The organism is Promicromonospora sp. NPDC019610, assembly GCF_044389365.1.
GTDB lineage: Bacteria > Actinomycetota > Actinomycetes > Actinomycetales > Cellulomonadaceae > Promicromonospora.
In genome coordinates this window covers 2300815-2327250 of sequence record NZ_JBIRXX010000001.1, presented here as the reverse complement: position 1 = coordinate 2327250, position 26436 = coordinate 2300815, and the positions used below count along the sequence as shown (strand labels likewise).

At 73.5% G+C, this 26436-nt stretch carries 24 protein-coding genes; 13 read left to right on the top strand and 11 right to left on the bottom strand.

Going from position 1 to position 26436, the window contains the following annotated elements:
• Nucleotides 1–91 precede the first annotated feature (91 nt).
• From ACH45N_RS10360 to ACH45N_RS10340, 5 genes are all read left to right on the top strand, one after another.
• Nucleotides 92–691, top strand: a complete 600-nt coding sequence (locus ACH45N_RS10360; RefSeq protein WP_285104952.1) for a YbjN domain-containing protein — start codon at nt 92–94, stop codon at nt 689–691.
• Nucleotides 688–1263 carry a YbjN domain-containing protein gene (locus ACH45N_RS10355; RefSeq protein ID WP_397393328.1) on the top strand — a complete coding sequence of 192 codons (576 nt, stop codon included), beginning with the start codon at nt 688–690 and terminating at the stop codon, nt 1261–1263. The genes ACH45N_RS10360 and ACH45N_RS10355 overlap by 4 nt, the downstream gene beginning before the upstream one ends.
• 109 nt (nt 1264–1372) lie before the next feature.
• Nucleotides 1373–2278 carry a WXG100 family type VII secretion target gene (locus ACH45N_RS10350; RefSeq protein ID WP_397393327.1) on the top strand — a complete coding sequence of 302 codons (906 nt, stop codon included), beginning with the start codon at nt 1373–1375 and terminating at the stop codon, nt 2276–2278.
• 73 nt (nt 2279–2351) lie between these two features.
• Complete coding sequence (locus ACH45N_RS10345) at nt 2352–3014, top strand: hypothetical protein (RefSeq protein WP_397393326.1); 663 nt, start codon at nt 2352–2354, stop codon at nt 3012–3014.
• Nucleotides 3011–3304 (top strand): hypothetical protein, encoded by a 294-nt coding sequence (locus ACH45N_RS10340; RefSeq protein ID WP_397393325.1) that lies wholly within the window; start codon nt 3011–3013, stop codon nt 3302–3304. The genes ACH45N_RS10345 and ACH45N_RS10340 overlap by 4 nt, the downstream gene beginning before the upstream one ends.
• Nucleotides 3305–3383: 79 nt before the next feature.
• Here the strand turns inward: ACH45N_RS10340 and miaB are convergent, their stop codons facing one another.
• Nucleotides 3384–5057, bottom strand: a complete 1674-nt coding sequence (gene miaB / locus ACH45N_RS10335) for a tRNA (N6-isopentenyl adenosine(37)-C2)-methylthiotransferase MiaB (RefSeq protein WP_397393324.1) — start codon at nt 5055–5057, stop codon at nt 3384–3386.
• A 137-nt stretch (nt 5058–5194) separates the two neighbouring features.
• Here miaB and ACH45N_RS10330 point away from each other — a divergent pair, with 137 nt between their 5' ends.
• The 4 genes from ACH45N_RS10330 to ACH45N_RS10315 all read left to right on the top strand — a co-directional run bounded on the left by ACH45N_RS10330 (nt 5195) and on the right by ACH45N_RS10315 (nt 8633).
• The gene (locus ACH45N_RS10330; RefSeq protein ID WP_397393323.1) at nt 5195–6010 is read left to right on the top strand and encodes an amino acid ABC transporter ATP-binding protein; all 816 of its coding nucleotides are present in this window, start codon (nt 5195–5197) and stop codon (nt 6008–6010) included.
• A gap of 63 nt (nt 6011–6073) precedes the next feature.
• The gene (locus tag ACH45N_RS10325; protein WP_397393322.1) at nt 6074–6919 is read left to right on the top strand and encodes a glutamate ABC transporter substrate-binding protein; all 846 of its coding nucleotides are present in this window, start codon (nt 6074–6076) and stop codon (nt 6917–6919) included.
• A 140-nt stretch (nt 6920–7059) separates the two neighbouring features.
• Nucleotides 7060–7749, top strand: a complete 690-nt coding sequence (locus ACH45N_RS10320; RefSeq protein ID WP_397393321.1) for an amino acid ABC transporter permease — start codon at nt 7060–7062, stop codon at nt 7747–7749.
• On the top strand, nt 7746–8633 hold the full coding sequence (locus tag ACH45N_RS10315; protein ID WP_397393320.1) for an amino acid ABC transporter permease: 888 nt from the start codon (nt 7746–7748) through the stop codon (nt 8631–8633). Before ACH45N_RS10320 ends, ACH45N_RS10315 begins: the two co-directional genes overlap by 4 nt.
• Nucleotides 8634–8768: 135 nt before the next feature.
• On the opposite strand, the gene ACH45N_RS10310 is transcribed toward ACH45N_RS10315, so the two are convergent.
• The 3 genes from ACH45N_RS10310 to ACH45N_RS10300 all read right to left on the bottom strand — a co-directional run bounded on the left by ACH45N_RS10310 (nt 8769) and on the right by ACH45N_RS10300 (nt 11214).
• Nucleotides 8769–9458 carry a regulatory protein RecX gene (locus ACH45N_RS10310; protein ID WP_397393319.1) on the bottom strand — a complete coding sequence of 230 codons (690 nt, stop codon included), beginning with the start codon at nt 9456–9458 and terminating at the stop codon, nt 8769–8771.
• A 34-nt stretch (nt 9459–9492) separates the two neighbouring features.
• The gene (gene recA / locus ACH45N_RS10305; protein WP_397393318.1) at nt 9493–10713 is read right to left on the bottom strand and encodes a recombinase RecA; all 1221 of its coding nucleotides are present in this window, start codon (nt 10711–10713) and stop codon (nt 9493–9495) included.
• A gap of 264 nt (nt 10714–10977) precedes the next feature.
• Nucleotides 10978–11214 carry a DUF3046 domain-containing protein gene (locus ACH45N_RS10300; RefSeq protein ID WP_285104967.1) on the bottom strand — a complete coding sequence of 79 codons (237 nt, stop codon included), beginning with the start codon at nt 11212–11214 and terminating at the stop codon, nt 10978–10980.
• A gap of 59 nt (nt 11215–11273) precedes the next feature.
• Here ACH45N_RS10300 and ACH45N_RS10295 point away from each other — a divergent pair, with 59 nt between their 5' ends.
• The gene (locus ACH45N_RS10295; RefSeq protein ID WP_397393317.1) at nt 11274–16418 is read left to right on the top strand and encodes a DEAD/DEAH box helicase; all 5145 of its coding nucleotides are present in this window, start codon (nt 11274–11276) and stop codon (nt 16416–16418) included.
• Here the strand turns inward: ACH45N_RS10295 and ACH45N_RS10290 are convergent.
• Nucleotides 16384–17160, bottom strand: coding sequence for a DUF998 domain-containing protein (locus ACH45N_RS10290; protein ID WP_397393316.1), 777 nt, complete (start codon nt 17158–17160; stop codon nt 16384–16386). The genes ACH45N_RS10295 and ACH45N_RS10290 overlap by 35 nt on opposite strands.
• A 213-nt stretch (nt 17161–17373) precedes the next feature.
• Between ACH45N_RS10290 and ACH45N_RS10285 the strand changes: the two genes are divergently transcribed.
• Nucleotides 17374–18168 carry a DNA-formamidopyrimidine glycosylase family protein gene (locus ACH45N_RS10285; protein ID WP_397393315.1) on the top strand — a complete coding sequence of 265 codons (795 nt, stop codon included), beginning with the start codon at nt 17374–17376 and terminating at the stop codon, nt 18166–18168.
• An 85-nt stretch (nt 18169–18253) separates the two neighbouring features.
• On the opposite strand, the gene ACH45N_RS10280 is transcribed toward ACH45N_RS10285, so the two are convergent.
• The 3 genes from ACH45N_RS10280 to pgsA form a co-directional block, all read right to left on the bottom strand.
• A complete protein-coding gene (locus tag ACH45N_RS10280) occupies nt 18254–18607 on the bottom strand; it encodes a helix-turn-helix domain-containing protein (protein ID WP_182614568.1) in 354 nt (117 codons plus the stop codon).
• Nucleotides 18608–18854: 247 nt separating this feature from the next.
• Nucleotides 18855–19376, bottom strand: coding sequence for a CinA family protein (locus tag ACH45N_RS10275; protein WP_397393314.1), 522 nt, complete (start codon nt 19374–19376; stop codon nt 18855–18857).
• Nucleotides 19373–19963 carry a CDP-diacylglycerol--glycerol-3-phosphate 3-phosphatidyltransferase gene (gene pgsA / locus ACH45N_RS10270; protein WP_377232463.1) on the bottom strand — a complete coding sequence of 197 codons (591 nt, stop codon included), beginning with the start codon at nt 19961–19963 and terminating at the stop codon, nt 19373–19375. The genes ACH45N_RS10275 and pgsA overlap by 4 nt, the downstream gene beginning before the upstream one ends.
• A 92-nt stretch (nt 19964–20055) precedes the next feature.
• Between pgsA and ACH45N_RS10265 the strand changes: the two genes are divergently transcribed.
• Nucleotides 20056–21345: a CapA family protein gene (locus tag ACH45N_RS10265; RefSeq protein WP_397393313.1), complete on the top strand. Its 1290-nt coding sequence runs from the start codon at nt 20056–20058 to the stop codon at nt 21343–21345.
• A gap of 9 nt (nt 21346–21354) precedes the next feature.
• Here ACH45N_RS10265 and ACH45N_RS10260 read toward each other — a convergent pair whose 3' ends face one another.
• Both ACH45N_RS10260 and ACH45N_RS10255 read right to left on the bottom strand, forming a co-directional pair.
• Entirely contained in the window at nt 21355–23973 is a 2619-nt protein-coding gene (locus ACH45N_RS10260) for a DNA translocase FtsK (RefSeq protein ID WP_397393312.1), read from the bottom strand.
• 287 nt (nt 23974–24260) lie between these two features.
• Nucleotides 24261–24695 carry a hypothetical protein gene (locus ACH45N_RS10255; protein ID WP_397393311.1) on the bottom strand — a complete coding sequence of 145 codons (435 nt, stop codon included), beginning with the start codon at nt 24693–24695 and terminating at the stop codon, nt 24261–24263.
• A gap of 64 nt (nt 24696–24759) precedes the next feature.
• Between ACH45N_RS10255 and ACH45N_RS10250 the strand changes: the two genes are divergently transcribed.
• Nucleotides 24760–25347, top strand: coding sequence for a TetR/AcrR family transcriptional regulator (locus tag ACH45N_RS10250; protein WP_397393310.1), 588 nt, complete (start codon nt 24760–24762; stop codon nt 25345–25347).
• A gap of 34 nt (nt 25348–25381) precedes the next feature.
• On the opposite strand, the gene add is transcribed toward ACH45N_RS10250, so the two are convergent.
• Complete coding sequence (gene add / locus ACH45N_RS10245; protein WP_397393309.1) at nt 25382–26395, bottom strand: adenosine deaminase; 1014 nt, start codon at nt 26393–26395, stop codon at nt 25382–25384.
• Between the last annotated feature and the right edge of the window lie 41 nt (nt 26396–26436).

Genomic DNA, 26436 nt, shown 5'->3' with positions numbered 1-26436 from the left:
GCGCGGCACCTGGCCGTTCCTGGGGGATTCCACCCGGCTTTCCGGACGAAGTGCGCAGCGGGACCGGGTGTCTGGCGGGTACTGTGGTCAGGTGAGGTTCTTCGGGTCACGACGCCGGAACACGGCGGGCGACGGCGACCGTGCGGCCACCGGCCCGCAACAGCCCGAGCCCAGGGAACTTGACGACGACGAGCTGCGGGCGCAGGTAGAGGGTGTGCTGCTCCGCGAGCTGACGGGCGGCCTCGACGATCCCTCTTCCGTTCCCGAGCCGCTCACGCGCGACCGCGTGGTGGAGTGGCTGGGCGAGAACGGGTTCAGCTACTTCGTGGACTCGGAGGGCGACGTCGGCGGGCTGTGGCACGGCTGGCTGTTCTACTTCCTGATGGTCGGCGAGAGCTCCGAGGTGCTCCAGGTGCGCGGGCAGTGGCACCGCGACCTGACCATCGAGCGGCTCGAGGAGATCCTCGAGCTCTGCAACGAGTGGAACGCCGAGCGCATCTGGCCCAAGACGTACGTGCGCGTGCGCGACAACGGGGCGGTGCTGGTCTACACCGAGGTGACGGTCGACCTGGAGCACGGTGTGACCGAGGACCAGCTCGACCAGCTGCTGCAGTGCGGCCTGACCACGGGTTCCATGTTCTTCGAGCATCTCGACGAGACGTTCCCCGACCCGCTGAGGTCTGCGCCATGAGCCCGCCCCGGAACGGTGGCGGCGCCGGGCGCTGGCTCGCGCGTCTGCTCAACCCGCGTCCCCCGGCGGCCCGGCGCCCCGCGGGAGCGCAGGTCCGCACGCTCGCGAACGCCCCGGTCGAGAAGCCGCGGCCGCTGACGACGCAGCGGGTCGGCGACGACCTGTCGCGCCGCGGCTACCGCTTCCGCATCGACGACGACGGCGACGTGACCGGCACCTGGGACGGCAACCGGTTCTGGTTCCTGCTGCTCGGCGAGCACGACGAGATCCTGCAGGTGCGGGGCCGCTGGGCGGGAGCTCTGCCCGCGGCGGCCCGGCTGGCCGTGCTCCAGGCCGCGAACGACTGGAACCGCGAGCGCATCTGGCCCAAGGTCTACACCCGCGAGGAGGGTGCGGGGCTCGCCCTGTACGCCGAGGTCTCGGTGGACTTCGAGCACGGCGCCACCGAGGAGCAGCTCGCCCAGACGGTGTCGTGCGGGCTGGTCACCGCGAGCCAGTTCTTCTCGACGGTGGCGTCGCTCGCCCCGCCGCCCGACGCGGAGCCGGACGAGGCGTCGTCGGACGAGAGGTAGGCGCCGCACCCGGCCCATGGGGACTTCTCCCCACCCCTTTGCTCGTCCCGTTGTCGCAGGTCAGTTACGGTTCTCAGCAGTTGACGGCGGACGAACGGCGGGAGAACCGATGGGTGAGATGTGGGGTGCTGACCTCGAGCAGCTGCGCACCCTCGCGAGGGAGTTCGACGCGGCGTCACAGTCGCTCGACCACACCATCAGCGAGGTCACGTCCATGCTGTCGAGCGTGGACTGGCTGGGGCCGAGCGGCGACCAGTTCCGCGAGGAGTGGGACGGGCACCACGTGCCCGCGCTCCGCGTCGCCGCGGACGGTCTCGCCGGGGCCCGGAGCGCGGTGGAGCGCAACGCGGACGCCCAGGAGGAGACCAGCGGCGACTACGCGGGCGGCGGGCCCGGCGGAGGATCCGGTGCCGGCGTCTTCGCCGGTGCCTCGGCGGCCGGCACCGCGACCCTGTCCGGCGGCGACGGCGGGAACTGGGCCGACACGGTCCTCGACGTCGTCGGCGAGGCCAACTGGGCGGCCACCGTCGGCGGCCTGATCCACAACGGCATCGAGCTCGGGGCACGCTGGGGCCAGGGCGTCTGGGGTGTCGCCGACGCGCTCCCGGGCGGCTGGGGCGGGGCCATCGGCACGGCGGGCAAGGCCTTCGCCTGGGGCTCGGTCGCGTTCGGCGCGTTCCAGATGGGCCAGGGCATCGGCTCGGGCGACTACTGGATGGCGGGCGACGGCGCCATCAGCGCCGGTCTGGGCGTCGGCGGGCTGCTCGTCGCCGCCGGCCTCGTCTCCAACCCCGTCGGCTGGGCGATCCTGGGTGCGGGAGCGGCCTGGGCCGTCACCGACCTCCTCGTCGACGGCAACATCACCGAGGGCGCCTGGAACGCCGCGTCCGACGCCGCGGGCTGGGTCGGGGACACGGCCGGGGACATCGCCGGCGGGGTGGCCGACGCGGCGGGCGACGTCCTGGACGCGGGCGGCGACCTCATCGACGGCGCGAAGGACCTCTTGCCGTGGTGACGTGCCCCCGGTGGAGGAACACCGAGCTTGACCTGGAAGAATTGCGGCCGACCGGCCCGACGAGGAGGAACCGATGACTGAGCAGGACACCACGACGGCCCCCGACCGCCGCGCCGAGCAGACGATCGAGCTGACCGGCTTCGAGCTCCTCAGCCTGCTGTCCCTGGGTGACGACGCCTCGGCCCGGAAGACGCGCGAGTCCCTGCGCCTGCCCGAGGTGCCTGAGGGCTCGCCCCTGCTCGGCGCCGGCCTCAGCTCGCTGATCGTGCGGAAGATGGCCACGGTCGACGCCGCCGGGACGCTGACCCCGCAGGGCCCCGTGCTCGCGCTGGCCGCGGTGCTGAACCGCGCCACCGAGTGGATCGAGGCCGCCGGGGTGTCCGGGGAGACCAACCACGTGGCGCTCCTGGTCAAGTCCCCCGACGGCGCCGCGCTCATCGAGCCCAAGGAGTACGGCATCTGGCAGGCGCTCCCCGTGCCCGCCGACGACCGCCTGATCGACGTCGCCTCCCGCTACGTCCGCGCCACGTTCCAGGACGTCACGACCCTGCCGTTCGCCGGAAGCATCAAGGTCATCGCACAGCCGGGTGCGCCGACCGGGGACCGCGCCGCGGCCGTCCGGATCGGCGAGGACAAGGCCTGGGAGATCTCCAGCGGTCCCGTCGAGCGCCTCCCCCAGCCCGTCCCGGTCGCAGCCGACCCGACGTTCGGGCTCCTGGCCAAGGCCCTCGCATGAGCTCGCCGACCAAGGACCGGTGGTCCGACGGGGGCGACCCCGCCAAGGCACGCCGGCTCGCCACGATGTGGGTGATCTTCGCGGTGGTGGCGTGGGCCGGGGCCGGACTCACCTGGCTCGCGTGGTGGGTCGCGCAGGTCGGCGACTACCAGGACAACTTCCGCGGCTTCAACGCCGGGGACGGCTTCCCCTGGGTCTTCATCGGCCTGTGCGTCGTCGCGGGCCTGTGCTGCCTGCCGGTCGCCCGCGCGCAGAAGGTCCGGGCGAACTACCTCGAGCAGAACCGCTGACCGAGCGGTACCAGGCCGGCCCCGTCACCTGACGGGACCGGCCTCGCCGTCCCAGCGGCGCGGGATCGGACGGGTCGCGTCAGCGGCGCAGCGTGGGCAGGCCCAGCGAGACCGGGCCCGACGGCGCCGGCGTGCCGTGCGAGTGCTCGTCCTCGCCCCCGCCGAGCCGCGCCTTCTCCCGCGCGGCCCAGGCGTCGCCCGACCGGGTGCGGCGCACCACGAGGCCCGCGGCGTCGGCGGGCTCGGCGATCAGGTGGTGCGGGGCCGCCCTCGTCACGGTCACGGTGACCGTGTCGCCGGGACGCGGCACGCCCGCGGGCACGACGTCGGCCAGGCGCGGGTCGTCGAGGCCGGCCGGCGCCTGGGTGAGGTCCACGCCCGGCACGGGCGTGGCGGCGGACCCGGCGGCGGACCCGGTGGTGAGGCCGAAGTGGACCAGGCGGTTGTCCGCAGCGCGGCCCGAGAGGCGGTGCGTCGCGCCGTCCTTGCGGCCGGAACCCTCGGCGACGAGCACCTCGAGGGTGCGCCCGACCTGCCGGTCGGCCTCCTCGGCCCCGATGCGCTCCTGGAGGGCGAGCAGGCGCTCGAACCGCTCCTGCACCACGGCCTTGGGGAGCTGGTCCGCCATCGTCGCGGCGGGCGTGCCCGGGCGCGGCGAGTACTGGAAGATGAAGGCCGAGCTGAACCGGGACGCCTCGACCACGCGCATCGTCTCGGCGAAGTCCTCCTCGGTCTCGCCGGGGAAGCCCACGATGATGTCGGTCGTGATCGACGCGTCGGGCATCGCGGTGCGGACCCTGTCGAGGATGCCGAGGAACTTCTCCGAGCGGTACGAGCGGCGCATCGCGCGCAGGATCCGGTCGGAGCCGGACTGCAGCGGCATGTGGAGCTGCGGCATGACGTTCGGGGTCTCGGCCATGGCGGCGATCACGTCGTCGGTGAACGCGGCCGGGTGCGGGGACGTGAACCGCACGCGCTCCAGGCCCTCGATCCGGCCGCAGGCGCGCAGCAGCTTGGCGAACGCGCCGCGGTCGCCGAACTCGACGCCGTAGCTGTTCACGTTCTGGCCCAGCAGCGTCACCTCGATCGCGCCGGCGGCGACGAGCGCCTCGACCTCCGCGAGGATCTCCCCCGGACGGCGGTCGCGCTCCTTGCCGCGCAGGTGCGGCACGATGCAGAAGGTGCAGGTGTTGTTGCAGCCCACCGAGATGCTGACCCAGCCCGCGTAGACCGACTCGCGCTTGGTCGGCAGCGTGGACGGGAAGACCTGCAGGGACTCCGCGATCTCGACCTGCGCCGCCTCGTTGTGCCGGGCGCGCTCCAGCAGCACCGGCAGGGCGTCGAGGTTGTGCGTGCCGAAGACGACGTCGACCCACGGGGCCTTCGCGACGATGTCACCCCGGTCCTTCTGGGCCAGGCAGCCGCCGACGGCGATCTGCATGCCCGGCCGGGTGGCCTTGATGCCCGCGAGCTGCCCGAGGTTCCCGTACAGCTTGTTGGCGGCGTTCTCGCGCACGGCGCAGGTGTTGATCACGACGACGTCGGCGGAGTTCGCGGCCTCGTCCTGGCTGGAGGCGCGCGTGTAGCCGGCCTGCTCGAGCATGCCGGCCATGTGCTCGGAGTCGTGCACGTTCATCTGGCACCCGAGGGTGCGGACCAGGTAGGTGCGGGGCTGCTCGGACGCGGCGTCGCCGACGGCGGTGTCGGTCGCGGCGGCGTCGAGCGGGACTGTGGGCAGGGCGGTCGTGGACATCGCCTCGATTTTACGACCCCTTTCGAGCCGCGCCGAACGGCGAGTTCGGGCGCATTGCGGGCATCTGTTACCGAAACGTTGTCCCGGGATGACCCGTCGACTTGGTCCTTGAAACATCGGATCGTTAGGTTCAAGGGATGGACCAGACCACCTCGACCACCGGCCAACCGGCGGCCGACAGCTCCGCGGACGCTCCGACGTCGGACCGCGCCCTCGGGGCGCCCCTCGTCGAGCTGAAGCGCGTGAACAAGCACTTCGGCGCGCTGCACGTGCTGCAGGACATCGACCTCACCGTCCGCAAGGGCGAGGTGCTGGTCGTCATCGGCCCGTCCGGCTCCGGCAAGTCCACGCTGTGCCGGGCGATCAACCGCCTGGAGACCATCGACGACGGTTCGATCACCGTCGACGGGAAGACCCTGCCCGAGGAGGGCAAGGCCCTGGCGCAGCTGCGCGCCGAGGTCGGGATGGTCTTCCAGTCGTTCAACCTGTTCGCGCACAAGACCGTGCTCGACAACGTGACGCTCGGGCCGCGCAAGGTCCGCGGGCTGTCCAAGAAGGCCGCGGAGGAGCAGGCTCGTGCCCTGCTCGACCGCGTGGGCGTCGGCAACCAGGCCGGCAAGATGCCCGCCCAGCTCTCGGGCGGCCAGCAGCAGCGTGTCGCGATCGCGCGCGCCCTGGCGATGCAGCCGAAGGTGATGCTGTTCGACGAGCCGACGTCGGCCCTCGACCCCGAGATGGTCAACGAGGTGCTCGACGCGATGGTCGCGCTCGCCCAGGAGGGCATGACGATGATCGTCGTGACGCACGAGATGGGCTTCGCCCGGAAGGCCGCCGACCGCGTGGTCTTCATGGCGGACGGCCAGATCGTCGAGGAAGCTCACCCCGAGGAGTTCTTCACGGCGCCCAAGAGCGATCGGGCACGCGACTTCCTCTCCAAGATCCTGACCCACTGATCTTTCACTGACTGATCCCAGCCAAGGGGTCCTACCCGGACCCCGAACTACCGAAGGGGAATCATGCGCAAGCACACCATGGGGCTGCTGGCGATGGCCGCGGCGTCGACCCTCGCGCTCTCGGCCTGTGGCGGAGCCGAGGTCGGGGGCGAGCCCGAGGACGGCGCGTCCGAGGGCGGCGACGGCATCACCATCGGCATCAAGTACGACCAGCCGGGCCTCGGCCTGCAGGACGGCGCCGAGTACACCGGGTTCGACGTGGACGTCGCCCGGTACGTCGCCAACGAGCTGGGCTACAGCGAGGACCAGATCACCTTCAAGGAGACGCCCTCCGCGAACCGCGAGAGCATGCTCCAGAACGGTGACGTGGACATGATCTTCGCCACCTACTCGATCACGGACGAGCGCAAGGAGGTCATCGACTTCGCCGGCCCGTACTTCGTCGCCGGGCAGGACCTCCTCGTCGCCGCCGACAACACCGACATCACCGGCCCGCAGGACCTGGAGGGCAAGAACCTCTGCTCGGTCACCGGGTCGACGTCGGCGGAGAAGATCAAGACCGACTACGCCGAGGGTGTCCAGCTGCTGGAGCGCCCCGGCTACGCCGAGTGCGTGACCGCCCTGGTCGCCGGCCAGGTCGACGCCGTCACGACCGACGACATCATCCTGGCCGGTCTCGCCGCGGCCAACGGTGACGGCAACCTCAAGGTCGTCGGCGCGCCGTTCTCCGAGGAGCAGTACGGCGTGGGCCTGCCCAAGGGCTCGGACCGCTGCGAGGACATCAACGCGGCGATCACCAAGATGATCGACGACGGCACCTGGGACGAGCTCGTCGCCGCCAACACCGAGGGCGCCGACTACACCCCGAACGCGGACCTCAACCCGCCGACGCCGGCCGCCTGCGCCTGACGTCCCTTCGCAGTGAACCGGGATCGCGTCCGCCGAGCGAGACGCGATCCCGGTTCGTTGCGGGGCGGCATCCCGCCGTCCGCGACTGTGACCTCCCGGGGCGCGCCGACCACGGCCGTGCCTCTCCCGAAAGGTGACCCGTGAACGACTATCTGTCCGGGCTCGGCGCGCTCCTGCAGCAGTACGACGTGCTCGGAGCGTTCTGGACCAACATCCAGCTGACGTTCTGGGGCGCGCTGATCGCGCTGGCGCTCGGCACGCTGCTGGCGCTCATGCGGATCTCGCCCATCGCGTCGCTGCGCTGGGCCGGTACCACGTACGTCAGCATCTTCCGCAACACCCCGCTGACGATCATCATGACCTTCATGGTCATGGGCGTGTGGACCGCGCTCCAGATCCAGCTCGCCGACAACTTCGAGGACAACTTCTTCCGCCTCGCCGTCGTCGGCCTGGCCGTCTACCACGCGGCGTTCGTGTGCGAGGCGATCCGCTCCGGCGTGAACACCGTCCCGCTGGGACAGGCCGAGGCTGCCCGGGCGATCGGGCTCTCGTTCCTGCCGGCCGCACGGCTGATCATCCTGCCGCAGGCGTTCCGCGGGGCCGTCGCCCCGCTCGGCAACACGCTCATCGCCCTGCTGAAGAACTCGACCGTCGCCGCGGCGGCCAGCGTCTCCTGGGAGACCTCGTCCACGATGAAGACGATGATCGAGTTCAACCCCAACTACCTGTGGGAGATCTTCGCGGTGTTCGCGATCGGCTACGTGATCCTGGTGATCCCCATCGGACTGCTGACCACCTGGCTGTCCCAGCGACTGGCGGTGAAGCGATGAGCGCCTCCGTACTCTTCGACGCGCCCGGACCGCGCGCCCGGACCTGGACCCTCGTCGGCAACGTGCTCGGGGCCGTCGTCGTGCTCGCCGCGGCCGCCTGGGTCCTGGTCCAGCTCGACGACAAGGGCCAGCTGGAGCCCCAGCTCTGGGCGGACGCCGTCTCGGCCCGCACCTGGCAGTACTACCTGATCCCCGGCCTGATCAACACGCTGCGGGCAGCGGCGTTCGCGATCGTCGGATCGATCGTGTTCGGCCTCGTGTTCGGCATGGGCCGGCTGTCGCAGCTCGCCCTGGTGCGGCGGGTGTCCGGCACCGTGGTCGAGTTCTTCCGGGCCGTCCCCGTGCTGCTCATGATGGTGTTCTTCTACGGGTTGTTCGGGCAGACGCTGCCCGGTGTCTCCGACAAGGCGTTCCTCGCCGTCGTCGTCGCGCTCATCCTGTACAACGGCTCCGTCATCGCGGAGCTGGTGCGGTCGGGCGTGGGCAACCTGCCCCGCGGGCAGGGCGAGGCCGGGCTCGCGATCGGCCTGACGCCGGGCCAGACCCTACGGTCGATCCAGCTCCCCCAGGCGCTGGTGGCCATGCTCCCGGCGATGGTGTCGCAGATCGTCGTGGTCCTCAAGGACTCGGCGCTCGGGCAGCTCATCGGCTACCAGGAGCTGCTCCGTACCGGGCAGATCGTCTACTCGGCCGACGGCAACCCCCTACAGGTGCTCACGGTCGTGGCCGTGGTGTTCATCGTGCTGAACCTGCTGCTCACCGTGCTGGCCCACCAGCTGTCGCGGCTGCTGTCCAGCCGCACGGCCGGTCCGACCATCGAGGGCACCGGGATCGGCAACCCGACAGCCGTGGCCGGCGCCGCCGGCGGGCCGGGGAACATCTGATCCGACGGCTCGTCCGCCTCAGGTGGGCCGTCCGCCCCCGGCGGGCCGTCGCCTGATCGACGAGGGGCCGGGTGGCCAGCAGCTTTCACTGCTGACCACCCGGCCCCTCGTCGATGCTCCCCCGCTGAGGTCTGCTCAGTCCTCGGCGTAGCCGAGGTCGTCCGTCTCCTCGCCCTCCGCGGCGAGCGCGTCCTTGACCAGCTCGAACGCCAGGCCGGGCGCGTAGCCCTTGCGCGCGAGCGAGCCGACGGCGCGGCGCACCCGCACCTGCCGGTCGAGGCCGCGCGTGCGGGTGACGAGCTTGCCGGCCAGCCGGGCGCCGGCCGCCCGCTCGTCGTCGGGGTCGAGCTGCTCCAGGGCCTCGACCGCGGTGTCCTCGTCGATGCCCCGCCGGCGCAGCTCCGCGGCGATGCCACGGCGCGCCAGGCCGCGCTCGGCGTGCCGGGTGCGCACGATCGTCTCCGCGTAGGTCGCGTCGTCCACCAGGCCCACCTCGCCGAACCGGTCGAGCACCTGGACGACGACGTCCTCCGGGTAGCCCTTGCGGGCCAGCGACTGTTCGAGCTCGCGACGGGACTTCTGCGCCGCCGTCAGGATGCGGAGGACGACCTCGCGGGTCTTCTCGACGGCGTCGTCCCGGCTGATCTCGCCGGCCTCCAGGCGTTCCGCGACGGTCTTGCGGGGTGCCTGCTCGCGGCTGTCGCGGCCACCGCCGCGACCGGTGCGACGTCCGCGTCCGCCCGCCCGGCGGCCCTCCTCGGACCCGTCCGCGACAGCCTGTTCGGACCCGTCCCTAAAGGCCGGATGGCCCCGACGCTTCCCCACGCCGGGACCATCCGCTGGATCACCGTACTGCACGTCAGAACGGAGCCTTCTCGGCGGCTGCCTCCGCCTTGGCCGCGGTCTTCGCCGCGGTCGTCTTGACGGCGGTCTTCGCACGCGTCGCCGTCGTCTTGGTGGCCTTGGCCGTGGTGGTCGTCCGCGAGGACGAGCTGGCCGCCGCGACGGTGCCCGTGGGCGGGGCGGCCTCGGTCGCCGACGGTGCCGGAGCACCCGCGGCCGGGTCCGCCGGGGCGTCGACCTTCGGCCCCACGCCCAGCTTCTCCTTGACCCGCTTCTCGATGTCGTTGGCGAGGTCGGGGTTGTCGCGCAGGAAGGACCGCGCGTTCTCCTTGCCCTGGCCGAGCTGGTCGCCCTCGTAGGTGAACCACGAGCCGGACTTGCGCACGAAGCCGTGCTCCACGCCCATGTCGATGAGCCCACCCTCGCGGGAGATGCCGTGGCCGTACAGGATGTCGAACTCCGCCTGCTTGAAGGGCGGCGCCATCTTGTTCTTGACGACCTTCACGCGGGTGCGGTTGCCGACCGCGTCCGTACCCTCCTTGAGAGTCTCGATGCGGCGGATGTCGAGACGGACCGACGCGTAGAACTTCAGCGCCTTTCCACCGGTGGTGGTCTCGGGCGAGCCGAAGAACACGCCGATCTTCTCGCGCAGCTGGTTGATGAAGATCGCCGTGGTGCCGGACGCGCTGAGCGCACCGGTGATCTTGCGCAGGGCCTGCGACATGAGGCGGGCCTGGAGACCCACGTGGCTGTCGCCCATCTCGCCCTCGATCTCGGCCTTGGGCGTCAGGGCCGCGACGGAGTCGATGACGATGATGTCGAGCGCGCCGGACCGGATCAGCATGTCCGTGATCTCCAGCGCCTGCTCGCCGGTGTCCGGCTGCGAGACCAGGAGGGCGTCGGTGTCGACACCGAGCTTCTTGGCGTACTCCGGGTCGAGCGCGTGCTCGGCGTCGATGAACGCCGCGATGCCGCCCAGGCGCTGGGCGTTGGCCACGGCGTGCAGCGCGATGGTCGTCTTGCCCGAGGACTCGGGGCCGTACACCTCGACGATGCGGCCGCGCGGGAGGCCGCCGATGCCGAGGGCCACGTCGAGGGCGATCGAACCGGTGGGAACCACCTCGATGGGCGCGCGCGTCTCGTCGCCGAGGCGCATGACCGAGCCCTTGCCGAAACTACGGTCGATCTGTGCGAGAGCGGCCTCGAGGGCCTTGTCGCGGTCTGCTGGTGCGGGCATGTGCAACACCTTCGGTCTCTGGGCGCTCTGTGCGCCGACATGGATGGCTCGGTACGTCGTTGCCGACCGTACGCGGAGCCACTGACACGGACGCCTGCTCCGGCCGCCGCCTGTGGACGACGTTCCGAAATCCGTGCCTGTGGTCAAAGTCTAGCCGAACGCGTGTTCGAGGCAAGGCAGGACACACCGGTGTGTCGCAGGACATCTCACCGGGGTGGGCCTCGCGGCCGAGGACGCCCCGGAGGGGCGGGCCGGGACGCCCCCTCAGCGACGCGGCGGCGGGGCCTGCCGGTACTTGTCGGTGCCCCACCGGTCGGCGTCGGGCACGTCCAGCGCGTCGCACAGCGCGTGCCACACGTCGCGCGGCTCGTCGCCGTCCGCCAGGGCGACCGCCGGGGTGCGTCCGTCGAGCGCCGGGAGCACCTGCTCGCGTGCCAGCGCACGCCCGTAGGCGGGGCCGAAAACCTCGTCGACCAGCTGCCAGAAGTCCCGTTCACGCACCCGTCAACCCTACGACGCCCCGGCACCTCCCCCGGCCCGTGTCAGTGGTCGGGGACAGAATGGGGACCATGCCCACGCCCGACGACCCGCTCTTCCGGTTCGGACCGGCCACCCGCACGTGGTTCACCGGTGCCTTCGCCCAGCCCACCGACGCCCAGGCCGGTGCCTGGGACGCCGTGGCGCGCGACCAGCACGCGCTCGTCGTGGCACCGACCGGGTCGGGCAAGACCCTCGCGGCGTTCCTCTGGTCGATCGACCGGATCATGTCCGAGCCCGTGCCCCAGGAGCGGGTGCGCCGCTGCCGCGTGCTGTACGTGTCGCCCCTGAAGGCCCTGGCCGCGGACGTACAGCGCAACCTCCGCTCCCCGCTGACGGGCATCCGGCAGGCCGCGGCGCGCGACGGCATCGAGGTGCCCGACGTCACCGTCGGCATGCGCACCGGCGACACGCCCCCGAACGAGCGGCGCGCGTTCGCCACGCGTCCGCCGGACATCCTGGTCACCACGCCGGAGTCCCTGTTCCTCATCCTCACCTCGTCGGCCCGTGCCGGGCTCGCGGGCGTCGAGACCGTGGTGCTCGACGAGATCCACGCCGTGGCGGGCACCAAGCGCGGCGCCCACCTCGCCCTGAGCCTGGAGCGCCTCGACGCGCTGCTCGACCGGCCGGCACAGCGGATCGGCCTGTCCGCCACGGTACGCCCGGTCGAGGCCGTCTCCCGGTTCCTCGGCGGCGGTCGCTCCGACGAGTCGGCCCGCGAGGTCGTCGTCGTGCAGCCGCCGTCGCACAAGGAGTGGGCCATCGACGTCGTCGTGCCCGTCCCGGACCTCGCGGACCTGGGCAGCGCGCCCGGCGCAGGCGTGCCGGACCCGGGCCGCGACGACGGGGCCCGGCCGGGCACGGGCGACGACGAGCTCGACCTCTCGGGCGAGGCGACCCGGCCCCTGCGCAAGGCGTCGGTCTGGCCGCACGTGGAGGAGCGTGTGGTCGACCTCGTGGCCGACCACACCTCCACCATCGTCTTCACCAACAACCGGCGCGGCGCCGAGCGGCTGACCGCGCGCATGAACGAGGTCTGGGCCCAGCGGCAGGGGCTCGACATCGCCGACCCGGCCAGCACCTGGGCCGCGCTCGTTCCCGGGCAGTCCGGCACGGCCGCCGGGATCCCGCGGCCCGTGCCCGGGGAACGCGGCCTGCCCGAGGCGGTCCCCGGGCAGCCGCCGGGCCCGGACGGGGCCGCCCGGGGTGAGACCGTGCTCGCGCGCGCCCACCACGGGTCGATGAGCCGCGCCGAGCGCACCCGCACCGAGACGGAGCTCAAAGAGGGCCGGCTGCCCGCGGTGGTCGCGACGTCGTCCCTGGAGCTCGGCATCGACATGGGCGCCGTGGACCTCGTGGTGCAGGTGGGCGCGCCGCCGTCCGTCGCGAGCGGGCTGCAGCGCATCGGCCGCGCGGGCCACCAGGTGGGCGCGGTCTCCAAGGGTGTGGTGTTCCCGATGTTCCGGGGTGACCTCGTGCCGGCGACCGTCATCGCGCAGCGCATGCGCACGGGCGCGATCGAGCACATGCACGTGCCGGCCAACCCGCTCGACGTCCTGGCGCAGCAGGTGGTCGCGGCTCTGGCCGTGGACGACTGGGACGAGGCCGAGCTGCTCGCGCTGGTCCGCCGCGCCGCGCCGTTCGCGCACCTCGGCGACGCCACCTGGCGCGCCGTGCTCGACATGCTCGCCGGGCGGTACCCCAGCGAGGACTTCGCCGAGCTGCGGGCTCGCATCACCTGGGACCGCGCCACGGGCCTGCTGCGGGGCCGCCCCGGCGCGCTGCGCCTGGCCGCCACGAGCGGCGGCACCATCCCGGACAAGGGCGCGTACGGCGTCTTCCTCGCCACCGACGCGGCGGACGGCGGCGTGCTCGCCGACGGCGCCTCCGGCGGGACGAGCGGCACCCGGCCCCGCGGGGGGCGGCGCGTGGGCGAGCTCGACGAGGAGATGGTCTACGAGTCCCGGGTCGGCGACACGTTCACGCTGGGGTCGAGCACCTGGCGCATCGAGGAGATCACCACCGACCGGGTGCTGGTCGCCCCGGCGCCCGGCCTCCCCGGACGCCTCCCCTTCTGGAAGGGCGACGCCCCGGGCCGCCCGGCCGAGCTCGGGCGCGCGGTCGGCGCGTTCGTCCGCGAGGCCGACGCCGCCCTGGCCGCCGACGTCGACGCCGGGCGCAAGCACCTGCGCGAGGCCGGGCTGGACGACTGGGCCGCGGACAACCTCGCCGCCTACCTCACCGAGCAGCGGCTGGGCACGGGCCGCGTGCCCGACGACCGGACGATCGTGGTCGAGCGGTTCCGCGACGAGCTGGGCGACTGGCGCGTGGTGATCCACTCGCCGCTCGGGGCGCGCGTGCACGCGCCGTGGGCCCTCGTGATCAGCGCCCGCCTGCGGGCCCGGTTCGGCCTGGACGTGGCCGCCATGCACTCCGACGACGGGATCGTGCTGCGGCTGCCCGACTCGGGCAGCGGCTGGGACGGCGAGCCGTGGGGCACGGACGGCGCCGGGGCCGGCACCGACGAGTTCGACGGGACCGGTGACGGGGCCCTCGACGGCGCGGCGCACCCGCAGCACGTCCCGGGCCGGGTCACGCTCGAGGACCTGCTGCTGGACCCGGACGAGGTGCTGGGCGCCGTCCGCGACGAGCTGGGCTCCTCGGTCATGTTCGCCGCGCGGTTCCGGGAGGCGGCAGCGCGCGCCCTCCTGCTGCCGCGACGCCGGCCGGACAAGCGGCAACCCCTGTGGCAGCAGCGCCAGCGGTCGGCCCAGCTCCTGGAGGTGGCCAGCCAGTTCCCGGACTTCCCGATCGTGCTGGAGGCCGCCCGCGAGTGCCTCCAGGACGACTTCGACGTGGCCGCGCTGGCCGACCTCATGCGCGAGATCGGCTCGGGCGGGGTCCGGGTGGTCGAGGTGACCACCCCGACGCCGTCGCCGTTCGCCCAGTCGCTCCTGTTCGGCTACACCGCGCAGTTCCTGTACGACGGCGACGCACCGCTGGCCGAGCGCCGCGCCGCGGCCCTGTCGCTGGACCCGGAGCTGCTCGCCGAGCTGCTCGGGGAGCAGGGCTCGGCCGACCTCGCGGACCTGCTCGACCCGGGGGCCGTGGAACGCACCGAGGCCGAGCTCGCAGGGCTCGCCCCGGACCGGCAGGCCCGCGACGCCGAGGGGCTGTGGGACCTGCTGCGGCGCACGGGGCCGCACCCGCTGGAGACCCTGGAGGCGCGCACCCGCGAGGACGCCCGCCACGCCGTGGGCCACTGGCTCGAGGAGCTGGAGGCCACGCGCCGGGTGATCCGGGTCCGGTTCGCCGGCCGCGAGCAGTGGGCGGTCGCCGAGGACGCGGGCCGGCTGCGCGACGCGCTCGGCGTGGCGCTCCCCGTGGGCATCCCCGAGACGTTCACCGAGCTGGTCCCCGACCCGCTCGGCGACCTGCTGCGCCGCCACGCCCGGACGCACGGGCCGTTCGGCGCGCAGGCCCCGGCCCAGCGGTTCGGGCTGGGCGTCGCGGTCGTCGCCCAGGGCCTGGCCCGGCTGGAGGCGGACGGCGCGCTCGCCCGCGGGCGGCTGCGGCCCGGCGCGCTCGGCGGCACGGGCGACGAGTGGTGCGACCCCGGGGTGCTGCGCCTGCTGCGGCGGCGCTCCCTGGCGGTGCTGCGGGCCGAGGTGGAACCCGTGGAGCAGGAGGCCCTCGGGGCCTTCCTGCCGCGCTGGCAGAACGTGTCCACGGGCCTGCTGCGCGGTGCGGACGGGCTGGTCCAGGCGATCGAGCAGCTCGCGGGGGCGGCGGTCCCGGCGTCGGCCCTGGAGACCCTGGTGCTGCCCGCCCGGGTGACTGACTACTCCCCCGCCCTGCTCGACGAGCTGACGGTGGCGGGCGAGGTGCTGTGGGCCGGGCACTCCCGGCTGCCCGGGTCGGGCGGCGGGGACGGGCTGGTCTCCCTCCACCTGGCGGACGGCGCCCCGCTCACCCTGCCCCCGATCGAACCGGTCGAGGAGGAGAGCCCGCTCGACTCCGACCTGCACCGCGCGGTGCTCGACCTGCTGACCGGGTCCGGCGGGTTCTTCCTGCCGCGGGTCGCCGAGCTCACCTCCGCCGAGCCGGACGCCGTGCTGGAGGTGCTCTGGGACCTCGTCTGGGCCGGCCAGGTCACCAACGACGGGCTGGGCGCGCTGCGCGAGCGGGTCAGCGGCGGCGGCGCCCACCGCGCGCCCCGCACGGCCGCCCGGGCCCGTCCGGTGCGCCGGTCCCGGTTCGCCGTGTCCCCCGGACGTCCCGCCTCGGCCCTCCGCTCCGGCGCCTCGACCGTGGGCGGCAGCGGCCGCTGGGCCGCCCTGCCGATGCGCGAGACGGACCCCACGCTGCACGCCCACGCCCTGACCCAGGTGCTGCTCGAACGGCACGGGGTGCTGACGCGGTCCGCCGCGGCCGCGGAGGGCGTCGGGGCGGGCTACCGCGACGTGTACCGCGTACTGTCCGGCCTGGAGGAGCGCGGCGCCGTGCGCCGCGGGTACTTCGTGGAGCACCTCGGCGGGTCGCAGTTCGCCCTGCCCGGCGCCGTCGACCGGCTGCGGGTGGACGCGGCCGACCGTACCCGGATCGTCGAGTCGGAGCTGGAGGCCGCGGAGCGGACGTCGGCGGTCGCGGCCCCCACCGGCGCCGCGAGCACGAGCGGCGTCGTCGTGCTGGCCGCGATGGACCCCGCCAACCCCTACGGCGCAGCGCTCGCCTGGCCCGCGGGCCCGACAGGCCCGGGGCCGGACGCCGGAACGGCAGCAGGCCCGGCGGGCCTGGGGTCGGACGCCGCTGACCAGGCCGCCGCGGAACCGGGACCGGCGTCCGACGGCGCGCCCGGCACCAGGGCCGCCCACCGGCCCGGCCGCAAGGCCGGCGCCGTCGTGGTGCTCACCCACGGCGACCTGGCCCTGTTCGTGGAGCGCGGCGGGCGCACGGTGCTGTCCTTCACCGAGAACCCCGCCCGGCTCGCGACGGCGGCCGCCGCACTGGCCAGGACGGTCCGGGAGGGCCGCCTCGGACGGCTGGTGGTCCAGCGGGTCGACGGCGTGCCCGCGCTGGAGGCCGCGCGGCACCATCCGACGGCGCGAGCGCTCGTCGAGGCGGGCTTCGCGGTCACTCCACGCGGTCTGCGGATCTCGGTCCGCTGAACACCAGGGCGGGGCTCGCGCCGTCGAGCGGGCCGACGGCGTCGAGCGGCCCGGTCTCGTCCAGGGCCCCGTCCGGGCTCTCGCGGTCGATCGTCGCTCCGAGCAGGAGCAGGTAGGCGATCATGATCACGAACCCGACCCGCTCGATGAGGCCGAAGGCCGCGATGCCCGAGTCGGCGAGGTAGACGAGTGACAGGTGGACCACCAGGAACAGTCCGACCGCCACGCCGAGCGCTCCGGCCGCCGACCGCAGGGCCCGCGGGAAGGCCGAGCGCGGCCGCGTGATCGACCGCTCCAGGCTCAGTCCGACCACGGGGAGCACGCAGAAGGCCGTGGCGGCGCTGACCCGGTGGATGACGGCGGACAGCGACGCGTCCGTCCCGGGCGGGTCGGTGGGGAACGCCCCGACCAGGACCATCGCGACGGCGAAGACGATCATCGCGCCCGCGGGCACCGGCCCGACGGCGAGTCCGGCGCGGTACATCCGGGCGGTGAGGACGAGGCCGAGGACAGCCAGGATCACCCCGCCGGCGAGGATCATCTCGCCGCCGCCGGGAACGAAGGCGTACCAGCTGATCGGGTCGAGCACCGGGTCGACCACGGACGCGCCGAGCACGTGCGCGGCGATCATCGGGAGCAGGGCGGTCGCGCCGAACCAGCTCACGGTCCGGGTGTTCCGAGGGTCTGGGGAGGCCATCGACTGGTCCGGGCGTTCGCCCAGGTCAGCGGTTACAACGGTCATGGGACAAGAGTTGCCGAGCGGACGCCGGAAAGCCATCGGGTTTACCCCCGGTCACGCCCCTGACCCGCACTGGGGGCCATCCCTGACCGGCCGCGGGCGGCCCGGTGCCGCGGTTCCGACCCGGACCCAGATCACATGGGTGATATGCCGGTTGTGCCGCCTTCCTCGGCAGACCGCGCACTACGCTGAAGCCCCACGACGAGGGGAGCGCCCGTGCCCGAGGGGGATGTCCTGCGCCTCACCGCCGAGCGCCTCACCGCGGCGCTGCGCGGCCTGCCGCTCGTCCGTGCGGAGCTGCGCTGGCCCAGCGCCGGCGCCGCCAACCTGACCGGGGCCACCGCCCTGGAGACCAGCGCCTACGGCAAGCACCTGCTCACCCGGCTCGACGACGGCCGGACCCTGCACACGCACCTGCGCATGGACGGCTACTGGAGGGTGCACCGCACCGGCTCGCGGGAGGCGACGGCACGGCACCCGGCCGTCCGGGCGGTGCTCGCGACGGACGCGTGGACCGCCATCGGCTGGCACCTCGGCATGCTCGACCTGGTGCGCACGCACGACGAGAGCCGCATCCTCAACGGCCTCGGCCCGGACGTGCTCGGCGCCGACTTCCCCACCACCGGCCTGGCGGACGGCGTGGCGCGGCTCGCCCGCGAGCCCGAGAGGCCGCTGTGCGCCGCCCTGCTGGACCAGCGGACCGTCGCGGGCCTCGGCACCATCTGGATGGCCGAGTCGCTCTTCGCGCGGCGGCTGTGGCCGTGGCAGCCGGCCGGCACGGTGCCGAGCGGCGAGCGGGCGCTCCTGCTGCGGACGGCGCGGCGGCTCATGGAGCGCAGCGTCGCCGTCGGGCGGGCGCGGGGCCTCGGGGCCGTGGAGCTGCACGTGCACGGCCGGACGGGCCGGGCCTGCCACCGGTGCGGCACGCCGATCGCCGTCGGCACGGCGAACGAGAAGCCCTACGAGCGGCCGGTCTACTGGTGCCCCACGTGCCAGGCCGGTCCTGCGTAGCACGTGAACGCACCGGAGCGGGGCACCACCTCGGTGGTGCCCCGCTCCGGTTCTGCCCTGCTGCGGCTGTCGCCCAGCCGGCCTGTCAGCCGACCGGTGCCAGGTCGGACGGGTCGACCTCCCGCCGCGCTGCGGTCCGGTCGCCTCCCCTGGCCAGCAGCCCGGCGACGAAGTCCGCCGGGATCGTGTCGGGAATCTGGAATCCTTCGGCCACCGCGACGCGGTCGCTCACCTCACGCAGCACCAAGGACAGCGGCACGTCGAGCGCCTCGCAGATGGAACCGAGCAGCTCGGACGACGCCTCCTTCTGCCCGCGCTCCACCTCACTGAGGTAACCCAGCGACACCCGCGCCGCCGACGACACCTCACGGAGGGTGCGCCCCTGACGCTGCCGCGTGTCTCGCAGCACGTCTCCGATTTCTCGCCGTAGTACGACCATCTCGCGCCCCCTTTCAGTGCCTGTCCCTGACCTCACGCCCTGCCCTGCCTGGACCGGACGTGCCTTGCGTGTGGTACGGCCTCCGTGCGCGGAGGTCGTTCTACCGTACCCCGCGCTCGAAGAGTTCTTCCGCCGGCCCCGTGTGGTCGGCCTGTTCGTGATCACACCGGGACCAACGCTGTTGGTATGAGCCTTGTTCCCGAAGTGTTCCCGCGTCAAGCCCTGTGCAAGATTAAGCCAAGAAGTTTCACTTGTCTGTAACTTCAGGGAACGGATCTGGGTGCGAGTCGGTTTTTTCACCCGCCGCCTCGCTGACGAGCAGCGACGCGAGCTCGATGACCCCGCGCGCCGCGTCGCCGATGATCTGCGGCCGGTCGCCCGCCAGCTCCAGCCGGTGCACCTCGGAGGCGACCGGGGTGCTCACTGCGACGAAGACCACACCCGGCGGCTGGCCGTCCTGGGGGTCCGGGCCCGCGACCCCGGTCGTGGCGAGGCCGACGTCGGCCCCCGTCGCCCGGCGCACGCCGTCCGCCATCTGGGCGGCCACGGCCTCGTCCACGGCCCCGCGCTCGGCGAGCAGGTCCGCGTCCACCCCGAGCAGCCCGGCCTTGAGGTCGGTGGCGTAGGCGACGACGCCGCCGCGCAGCACCTTGGACGCGCCCGGCACCGACACGAGCGTGGCCGTGACCAGCCCGCCCGTCAACGACTCGGCCACGCCGATGGTCCAGCCCCGGGCAGCGGCCGCCGCCAGCAGGCGCGGCGCCGTCATGCCTGCGGCGTCCGGGCCCGGGCGTCGCGCCGGATCTTCCAGCCCTGGTAGACGTACTCGACGCCGGTCACGACCGTCACGACGAACGCCGCCATCAGCACGACCCAGGCGATCACCGTGAGCCAGTCGAAGCCCTCGCGCGGCAGCAGGAACAGCGAGATCGCCACGGTCTGCAGCACGGTCTTGAGCTTGCCGCCGCGCGACGCCGGCATGACCTCGTACTTGACCATGCCCAGGCGCATGAACGTGATGCCCAGCTCGCGCACCAGGATCACCACGGGGATCCACCAGGGCAGCTCCCCGAGCGGGATCCACAGCAGGATCAGCGCGGCGCCCACGAGCAGCTTGTCCGCGATCGGGTCGAGCAGCTTGCCCAGGTCGGTGATGAGGCCGCGCGACCGCGCGAGGTAGCCGTCGACCTTGTCCGACACCGCCGCCACCACGAAGATCGCCGTGGCCACGAGCCGCCACGTCGTGTCGTCCCCGCCCTCGACGAGAAGTGCCCAGGCGAAGAACGGGACCATGGCGATGCGAATCATCGTGACGATGTTCGCAATGTTCCAGGGCGACGGAGCGTCGTTGACCATTGCTCAAGCCTAGCCGCGGTTCACCCGCGCCCCGGACCGAGCACCGTCGACGCCCGGTCGCTCCCCGTGCCGGCCTGCCATAACATCCGGGAGTGGTCAACGTCCGCCCGCTGCGGTTCCTCGCGTCCGCCGCGGTGACCTGCGCCCTCGCGGCGACGTCGACGAGCTGCACGCCCGCCCCCGGCGTGCCGGTGGCCACGAGCTCCGGCGGCGTCTCCACGGCGGCCTCCGTGACGTCCGGCCCGGCGACACCCCCGGCGTCCGCCACCCCCTCCCCGGAGCCGACGCCCACGCCGCAGGACGTCGAGCTCACGCTGCTCGCCGCGGGTGACGTCCTGACCCACGAACCGGTCAACGACTCGGCGACGGGACCGGACGGGTTCGACTACTCGCCGCTGCTGGCGGGCATCGACCCGTGGGTCGCCCGCGCGGACCTGGCCCTGTGCCACCTGGAGGTGCCGGTCGCGCCGCCGGGCACGCAGCCGGCCGGCTACCCCGTGTTCCGCGCGCCGAAGGAGATCGTCCGCGATCTGGGCGAGCAGGGCTGGGACGGCTGCTCGACGGCGTCCAACCACGCGGCCGACTCCGGCTACGACGGCATCGCCGCGACGCTCGGGGCGCTCGACCGGGCCGGGATGGGCCACGCCGGGACCGCGCGCAACAAGCGCGAGTCGAGCAGCCCCCAGCTCTACGAGCTCCGGCGGGAGGGCCGGACCGTCACGGTGGCCCACCTGTCGGCGGCCTACGGGCTGAACGGGCTGGAGCCGCCCCACGGCTCCTGGTCGGTGGACCTCATCGACGCCGGCCGGATCATCGAGCAGGCCCGGGCGGCGCGCGCCGCAGGCGCGGACCTGGTGGTGGTCAGCCTGCACGACGGCACCGAGTACGTCACCGAGCCCACGGACCACCAGAAGGAGACCGCCAAGGCCCTCGCCCGATCCCGGCAGGTGGACCTCGTGATCGGGCACCACGCCCACGTGCCGCAGCCGCTGGAGCACCTGCGGGGCGGCCCGGGCGGCGACGGGATGTGGGTGGCCTACGGTCTCGGCAACCTGCTGTCCAACCAGGGGACGCAGTGCTGCGTGGCGGCGTCCGCCGTCGGCCTGCTGCTGGTCGCGGACGTCGTGCAGCACCCCGGCGGGCCTGCCCGGGTCACGGACGCGCGCTGGGCGGCGACCACCGTGGACCGCGCCGCCGGGCACCGGCTGCACTGGACCCGCGACGCGCTGACGCACCCGGACCGCGGGCAGCTCGGGAGGAGCGAGCTCACCGACCGCCTCCGGATCGCCCAGGAAGCCGCCGGGGACGCGGCCGACGAGCAGCGCCGGCCGCCCCGGGGACCCGCGGGCGAGCCGCCCGTGGTGGTCGAGCGCACGAACTGACCCGACGTGTCAGCGCATCGCCTCGGCGTCGTCGTGGTAGTCCCGGGCGACCGGCGGCATGTGCCCGTCCGTGCCGTCGGCGTACTGGTCGGCCGAGCCGTAGGACCCGCCGTCGTCCGGCTCGGCGTCGGGCGACGCCTGGTCGAAGACCTGGGCCGGCTGCTCGCCGCGGATCAGCGCGAGCGCGGAGGGCAGGTCGTCGGCCGCCACGAGCACGTCGCGCGCCTTGGACCCCTCCGAGGGCCCCACGATCTCCCGCGACTCCAGCAGGTCCATGAGGCGCCCCGCCTTGGCGAAGCCCACGCGGAGCTTGCGCTGCAGCATGGACGTGGACCCGAACTGGGTGGTGACCACGAGCTCGGTGGCCTGCAGCAGCAGGTCGAGGTCGTCCCCGATGTCCTCGTCGACCTGCTTCTTGGCCGCGGCGGGCGCTGCGACGTCCTCGCGGTAGATCGGCTTGAGCTGGCTCTTGACGTGCTCGACGACCTGGTGCACCTCGGACTCGGTGACCCAGGCGCCCTGCACGCGCATCGGCTTGGCCGCGCCCATGGGCAGGAACAGGGCGTCGCCCTGGCCGATGAGCTTCTCGGCGCCGGGCTGGTCCAGGACCACGCGCGAGTCGGCGAGCGACGACGTGGCGAAGGCGAGCCGCGAGGGCACGTTGGCCTTGATCAGGCCGGTCACGACATCGACGGACGGGCGCTGCGTGGCCAGCACGAGGTGGATGCCCGCGGCACGGGCGAGCTGCGTGATCCGCTGGATCGAGGCCTCGACGTCGCGCGGGGCGACCATCATGAGGTCCGCGAGCTCGTCGACCACCACGAGCAGGTACGGGTACGGCGCGATCTTGCGCTCCGAGCCCGGCAGCGCCTTGACCTTGCCGGCGCGGACGGCGACGTTGAAGTCGTCGACGTGCTTGTAGCCGAAGGTCGCCAGGTCGTCGTACCGGGCGTCCATCTCGCGCACCACCCAGTCCAGGGCCTCGGCGGCCTTCTTGGGGCTGGTGATGATCGGTGTGATCAGGTGCGGGATGCCCTCGTAGATCGTGAGCTCGACGCGCTTGGGGTCCACCAGGATGAGGCGCACCTGCTCCGGCGTGGACCGCATCAGGATCGAGGTGATCATCGAGTTGATGAAGCTCGACTTGCCGGCGCCGGTGGCGCCGGCCACGAGGATGTGCGGCATCTTGGCGAGGTTCGCGACCACGTAGCCACCCTCGACGTCCTTGCCCACGCCCATGACCATCGGGTGCTCGGTGCGCCGCGCGGCGCCGGAGCGCAGCACGTCGCCCAGCACCACGGTCTCGCGGTCGGAGTTCGGGATCTCGATACCGATCGCGGACTTGCCCGGGATGGGCGACAGGATGCGCACGTCCGCGCTCGCCACCGCGTACGCGATGTTGTTGGACAGCGACGTGATGCGCTCGACCTTGGTCTTGGCACCCACCTCGACCTCGTACCGCGTGACCGTCGGGCCGCGGCTGAAGCCGGTGACCTTCGCGTCGACGCCGAACTGCTCGAACACGCCCGTCAGCGACTCGACCACCCGGTCGTTCGCGGCCGACCGCGCCTTGTGCGGCGGCCCCTGGACCAGCAGGTCCTCGTCGGGGAGCAGGTAGACGGTGTCGCCCTCCAGCATGGGCTGCACGCCCCGCGGCATGGGCTCGCCCGCCCGGGGCGGCTGGGGGCCGTCCTTCTTCACCGACGCCGGCGACGTGGGCTCGCCGTCCGGGCCGAGCACGCCCGGGCCGATGGCGGGGGCGCCGGTGACCTTGCCGGCGGACTGGCTGGTCGGGATGCGCTGGGTCGTGAGCTTGCCGGCCTTCGCGGCCCGCTCCTCGACCTCGGCGGCCTTCTCGAACGCCTCGTCGCCCACGAAACCGGCCAGGCGCTCCTTCTCGGCCGCGATCTCCTGCCTGGTGCGGCGCTTGCGGCGCTTGGGCTCCGGCGTGCCGTCGTGGGCGGAGACGCCGTCGGCCAGGGCGAGCCCGCCCTCGCCGACCTCGTCCGCCTCGCGGTGGTTGCCCGTGAGCCGGTCGTAGAGGCCGCGCAGGCGGGCGGGGATCCGGTGCACCGGCGTGGCGGTGACGATGAGGACGCCGAAGAACCCGGCGAGCACGTAGAGCGGGATGGCGAACCACTGCGTGAGCCCCGTGACCACCGGGGTGGCGAAGAGGAACCCGATCACGCCGCCGGCGTCCTGCACGGGGGTGAAGCCGTCCGCGGGCGAGGGGAGGCCGGCGCTGATGTGCACCAGCGAGCACGTGGCGACGACGAGGAAGCTGAGCCCGATCGCCACCCGGCCGTTCTGCTGGGTGCGCTCCGGGTGGCGCATGACGCGGAAGGCGAGCCACATGAGCAGCACGGGGAGGGCCACGCCCGCGACGCCGAGCGTGCCCGCGACCACCGCGTGCACGCCGTCGCCGAAGGGGCCGTCGATCCCCCACCACTCACGCGCCGCGACGATGACCGCCACGGCGAGAAGTGCGAAGCCGACGCCGTCGCGCCGGTGGTCCGGTTCCAGTTCCTGCCCTCCCTGCCCTTCCGCGTTCTGCGTGCCCGTGCCGGAGCCGTCGGGCGCGGCCCGCGGCCCGGCGGCGCGGGTGGCGCCGCCGACCGCGTGCGCCATGCCCATCCAGAGTCCCCGGACCGCCCGGACCGGCCACGGCGGGCGGGCCGGTGCGGCTGCAGCCTTCGGTGCCGGGCGGGTAGCCCCCCGGCGCTGTGTCGATCGCTTCGACGCTGCGGCCCGGGGCTTGGCGCTCTTCGCGCCCTGCCCGGAGCTCTTCCCGGAACCTCGCCGGGCCGACGTGCGGGTCGCCATGATGTCGCCACCGTAACCGGCGACGACGGCCCGGCCCAGGAACCCTCGCGGTGTGTCCTGGACCGGGCCGTCGTCCGGTTTGTCTGACCCGCTCAGGCCAGGAGCAGGCCGATCGCGAGCATCACGACGCCCGCGCCCAGGGCGACGGCGCCCACCGGCAGCAGCACGACGGCGCGGTTGGGTCGGGTGCGTCCCTGTCCGATCGCGGAGAGGAAGAACCCCGCGGGCAGGAGGATCGCGGCGCACAGCACGCCGGTGGCGGCGAGCCAGCGGGCGAAGCCGGTCAGGTCCGTCGCCTCGGTCAGCAGCAGGCAGAGCAGGCCGAGGATCACCAGCACGCCCGCGTGCGCGTGACCGGCGCGGAAGAAGCTCTTCTGCAGGTCGGTCGTGGGGAGCCGGCCGCCGAAGACCTTGAGCAGGAAGAAGCCGCCGGACTCGATCCCGACGACGGTCAGCAGCACGATGCCCGCGGTGATGCGGGCCGGGTCCGAGAGCTCGAGCACGACGTCCTCCAGGGAGCGGTCCATTGTTCTGTAACAGTGTTATCAAACATCGTTCGCAAACTCGCGTCAAGACTTCTAGACTCGCGGCATGGCCCGACCCCGACTGCACGACGACGCCCTGCGCACCCGACTCCTTGAGGTCACCTCCCAGGTGGTCTCGTCCGACGGCGAGGGCGCGGTCACCGTGCGCAAGGTCGCCGCCGAGGCCGGGACGAGCGCGTCGGCGGTCTACGCGCTGCTCGGCTCGCGCGAGGCGCTGGTCGGGGCGGTCGCCGAGGAAGGGTTCCGGCGGTTCGCGGAGCACCTGGCCGCCGTCGGGCAGGGCGCGGACCCGGCGGCGGACCTGCGCGACCTCGGCCGCGCCTACCGGAGGTTCGCCCTGGCGGACCCGCACTTCTACCGCGTCATGTTCTACCGCGGGGTGGCGCCGGCGGACAGCGAGCCGGCGGCCGCCGTCGACAGCCCGACGTTTCGCGTGCTGCACGACGGCGTCGCCCGGGTCCTGCGCGACGCCCCGCCGGAGCACGTGCAGACCGCCGCCGTGGGGCTCTGGGGCCTGGTGCACGGGCTGGTGTCGCTGGAGCTCGCCGGGCTGCTGCCCGGCGACGAGGCGGCGCGGGCGGCCGCGTTCGACGCGGCAGCCGGGGCGGTCGGGTCGGCGCTGCTGCGGGGCTGAGCGCCCGGCGCCCGTCCGCTCAGCGCCCGAGCCCTCAGTCCTGGGCCACGCGCCAGGCCTCGACGTCGGCCAGGTGGGCCGCGACCTGGTCCCCGGCCAGGAACGAGCCCCGGAAGGACGCCGCCGCGAGCGCCGCCCGCTGGTCGCGGGTCAGGCCGAGGGCGGCGGTGACGGCGTCGTCGACGTCGTCCACGTAGGCGCCGAAATAGGGCGGGTCGTCGGAGTTGATGCTCACGAGCATGCCGGCGTCGATCATGGCGGGCAGCGGGTGCTCGGCGAGGGAGGGCACGGCGCGCAGGCGCACGTTGGACACGGGGCAGACGGTGAAGGGGACCTGGTCGGCGGCGACGCGGGCGACGAGGGCGGGGTCCTGGACCACGGCGATGCCGTGGTCGATCCGCTCGGCGTGCAGCAGGTCGAGGGCGTCACGGACGTTCGCGGCCGGGCCCTCCTCCCCCGCGTGGGCAGTGCGGCGCAGCCCGGCCGCCTCGGCGCGGGCGTAGAGGTCCGTGAACAGGCCGGGCGGGTAGCCGATCTCGGCGTTGTCCAGGCCGATGCCGACGATCGGCGCGCGCATCGCGAGCAGCCGCTCCAGGACGTCGAGCGCGTCGGTGACGGGTTTGTCGCGGTGGAACGAGGCGATGAGCAGGGTCGAGACGCCGTGGTCGGCGGCACTGGTCCGCAGGACGCCGGCGATGCCGTCGACGACGTCCTCCAGCGGGACGCCGCGCGCGAGGTGCGCCTGCGGGTCGAAGCTGATCTCCGCGTGCCGTACGCCCGCTCGGGCCGCGCGGGCCAGGTAGGCGCGCGTGAGGTCGGCGAAGTCGGCGGCGGTGCGCAGCACCGCCGTGTTCGCGGTGTACAGCTCCAGGAAGGCGGGCAGGTCCGCGAAGTCGTAGGCGGCGCGCAGGCTCTCCGGGTCCGGGTAGGGCAGGACGACGCCGTTGCGGGCCGCCAGCTCGAAGGCCAGCTCCGGCTCCAGCGTGCCCTCGACGTGCAGGTGCAGCTCTGCCCGCGGCGGGTGGGACGCCGGTGCGCTCGTGGTCATGACGGCAGGTTACGTGCCGGACTTTCGTGGGGAGTGTCAGA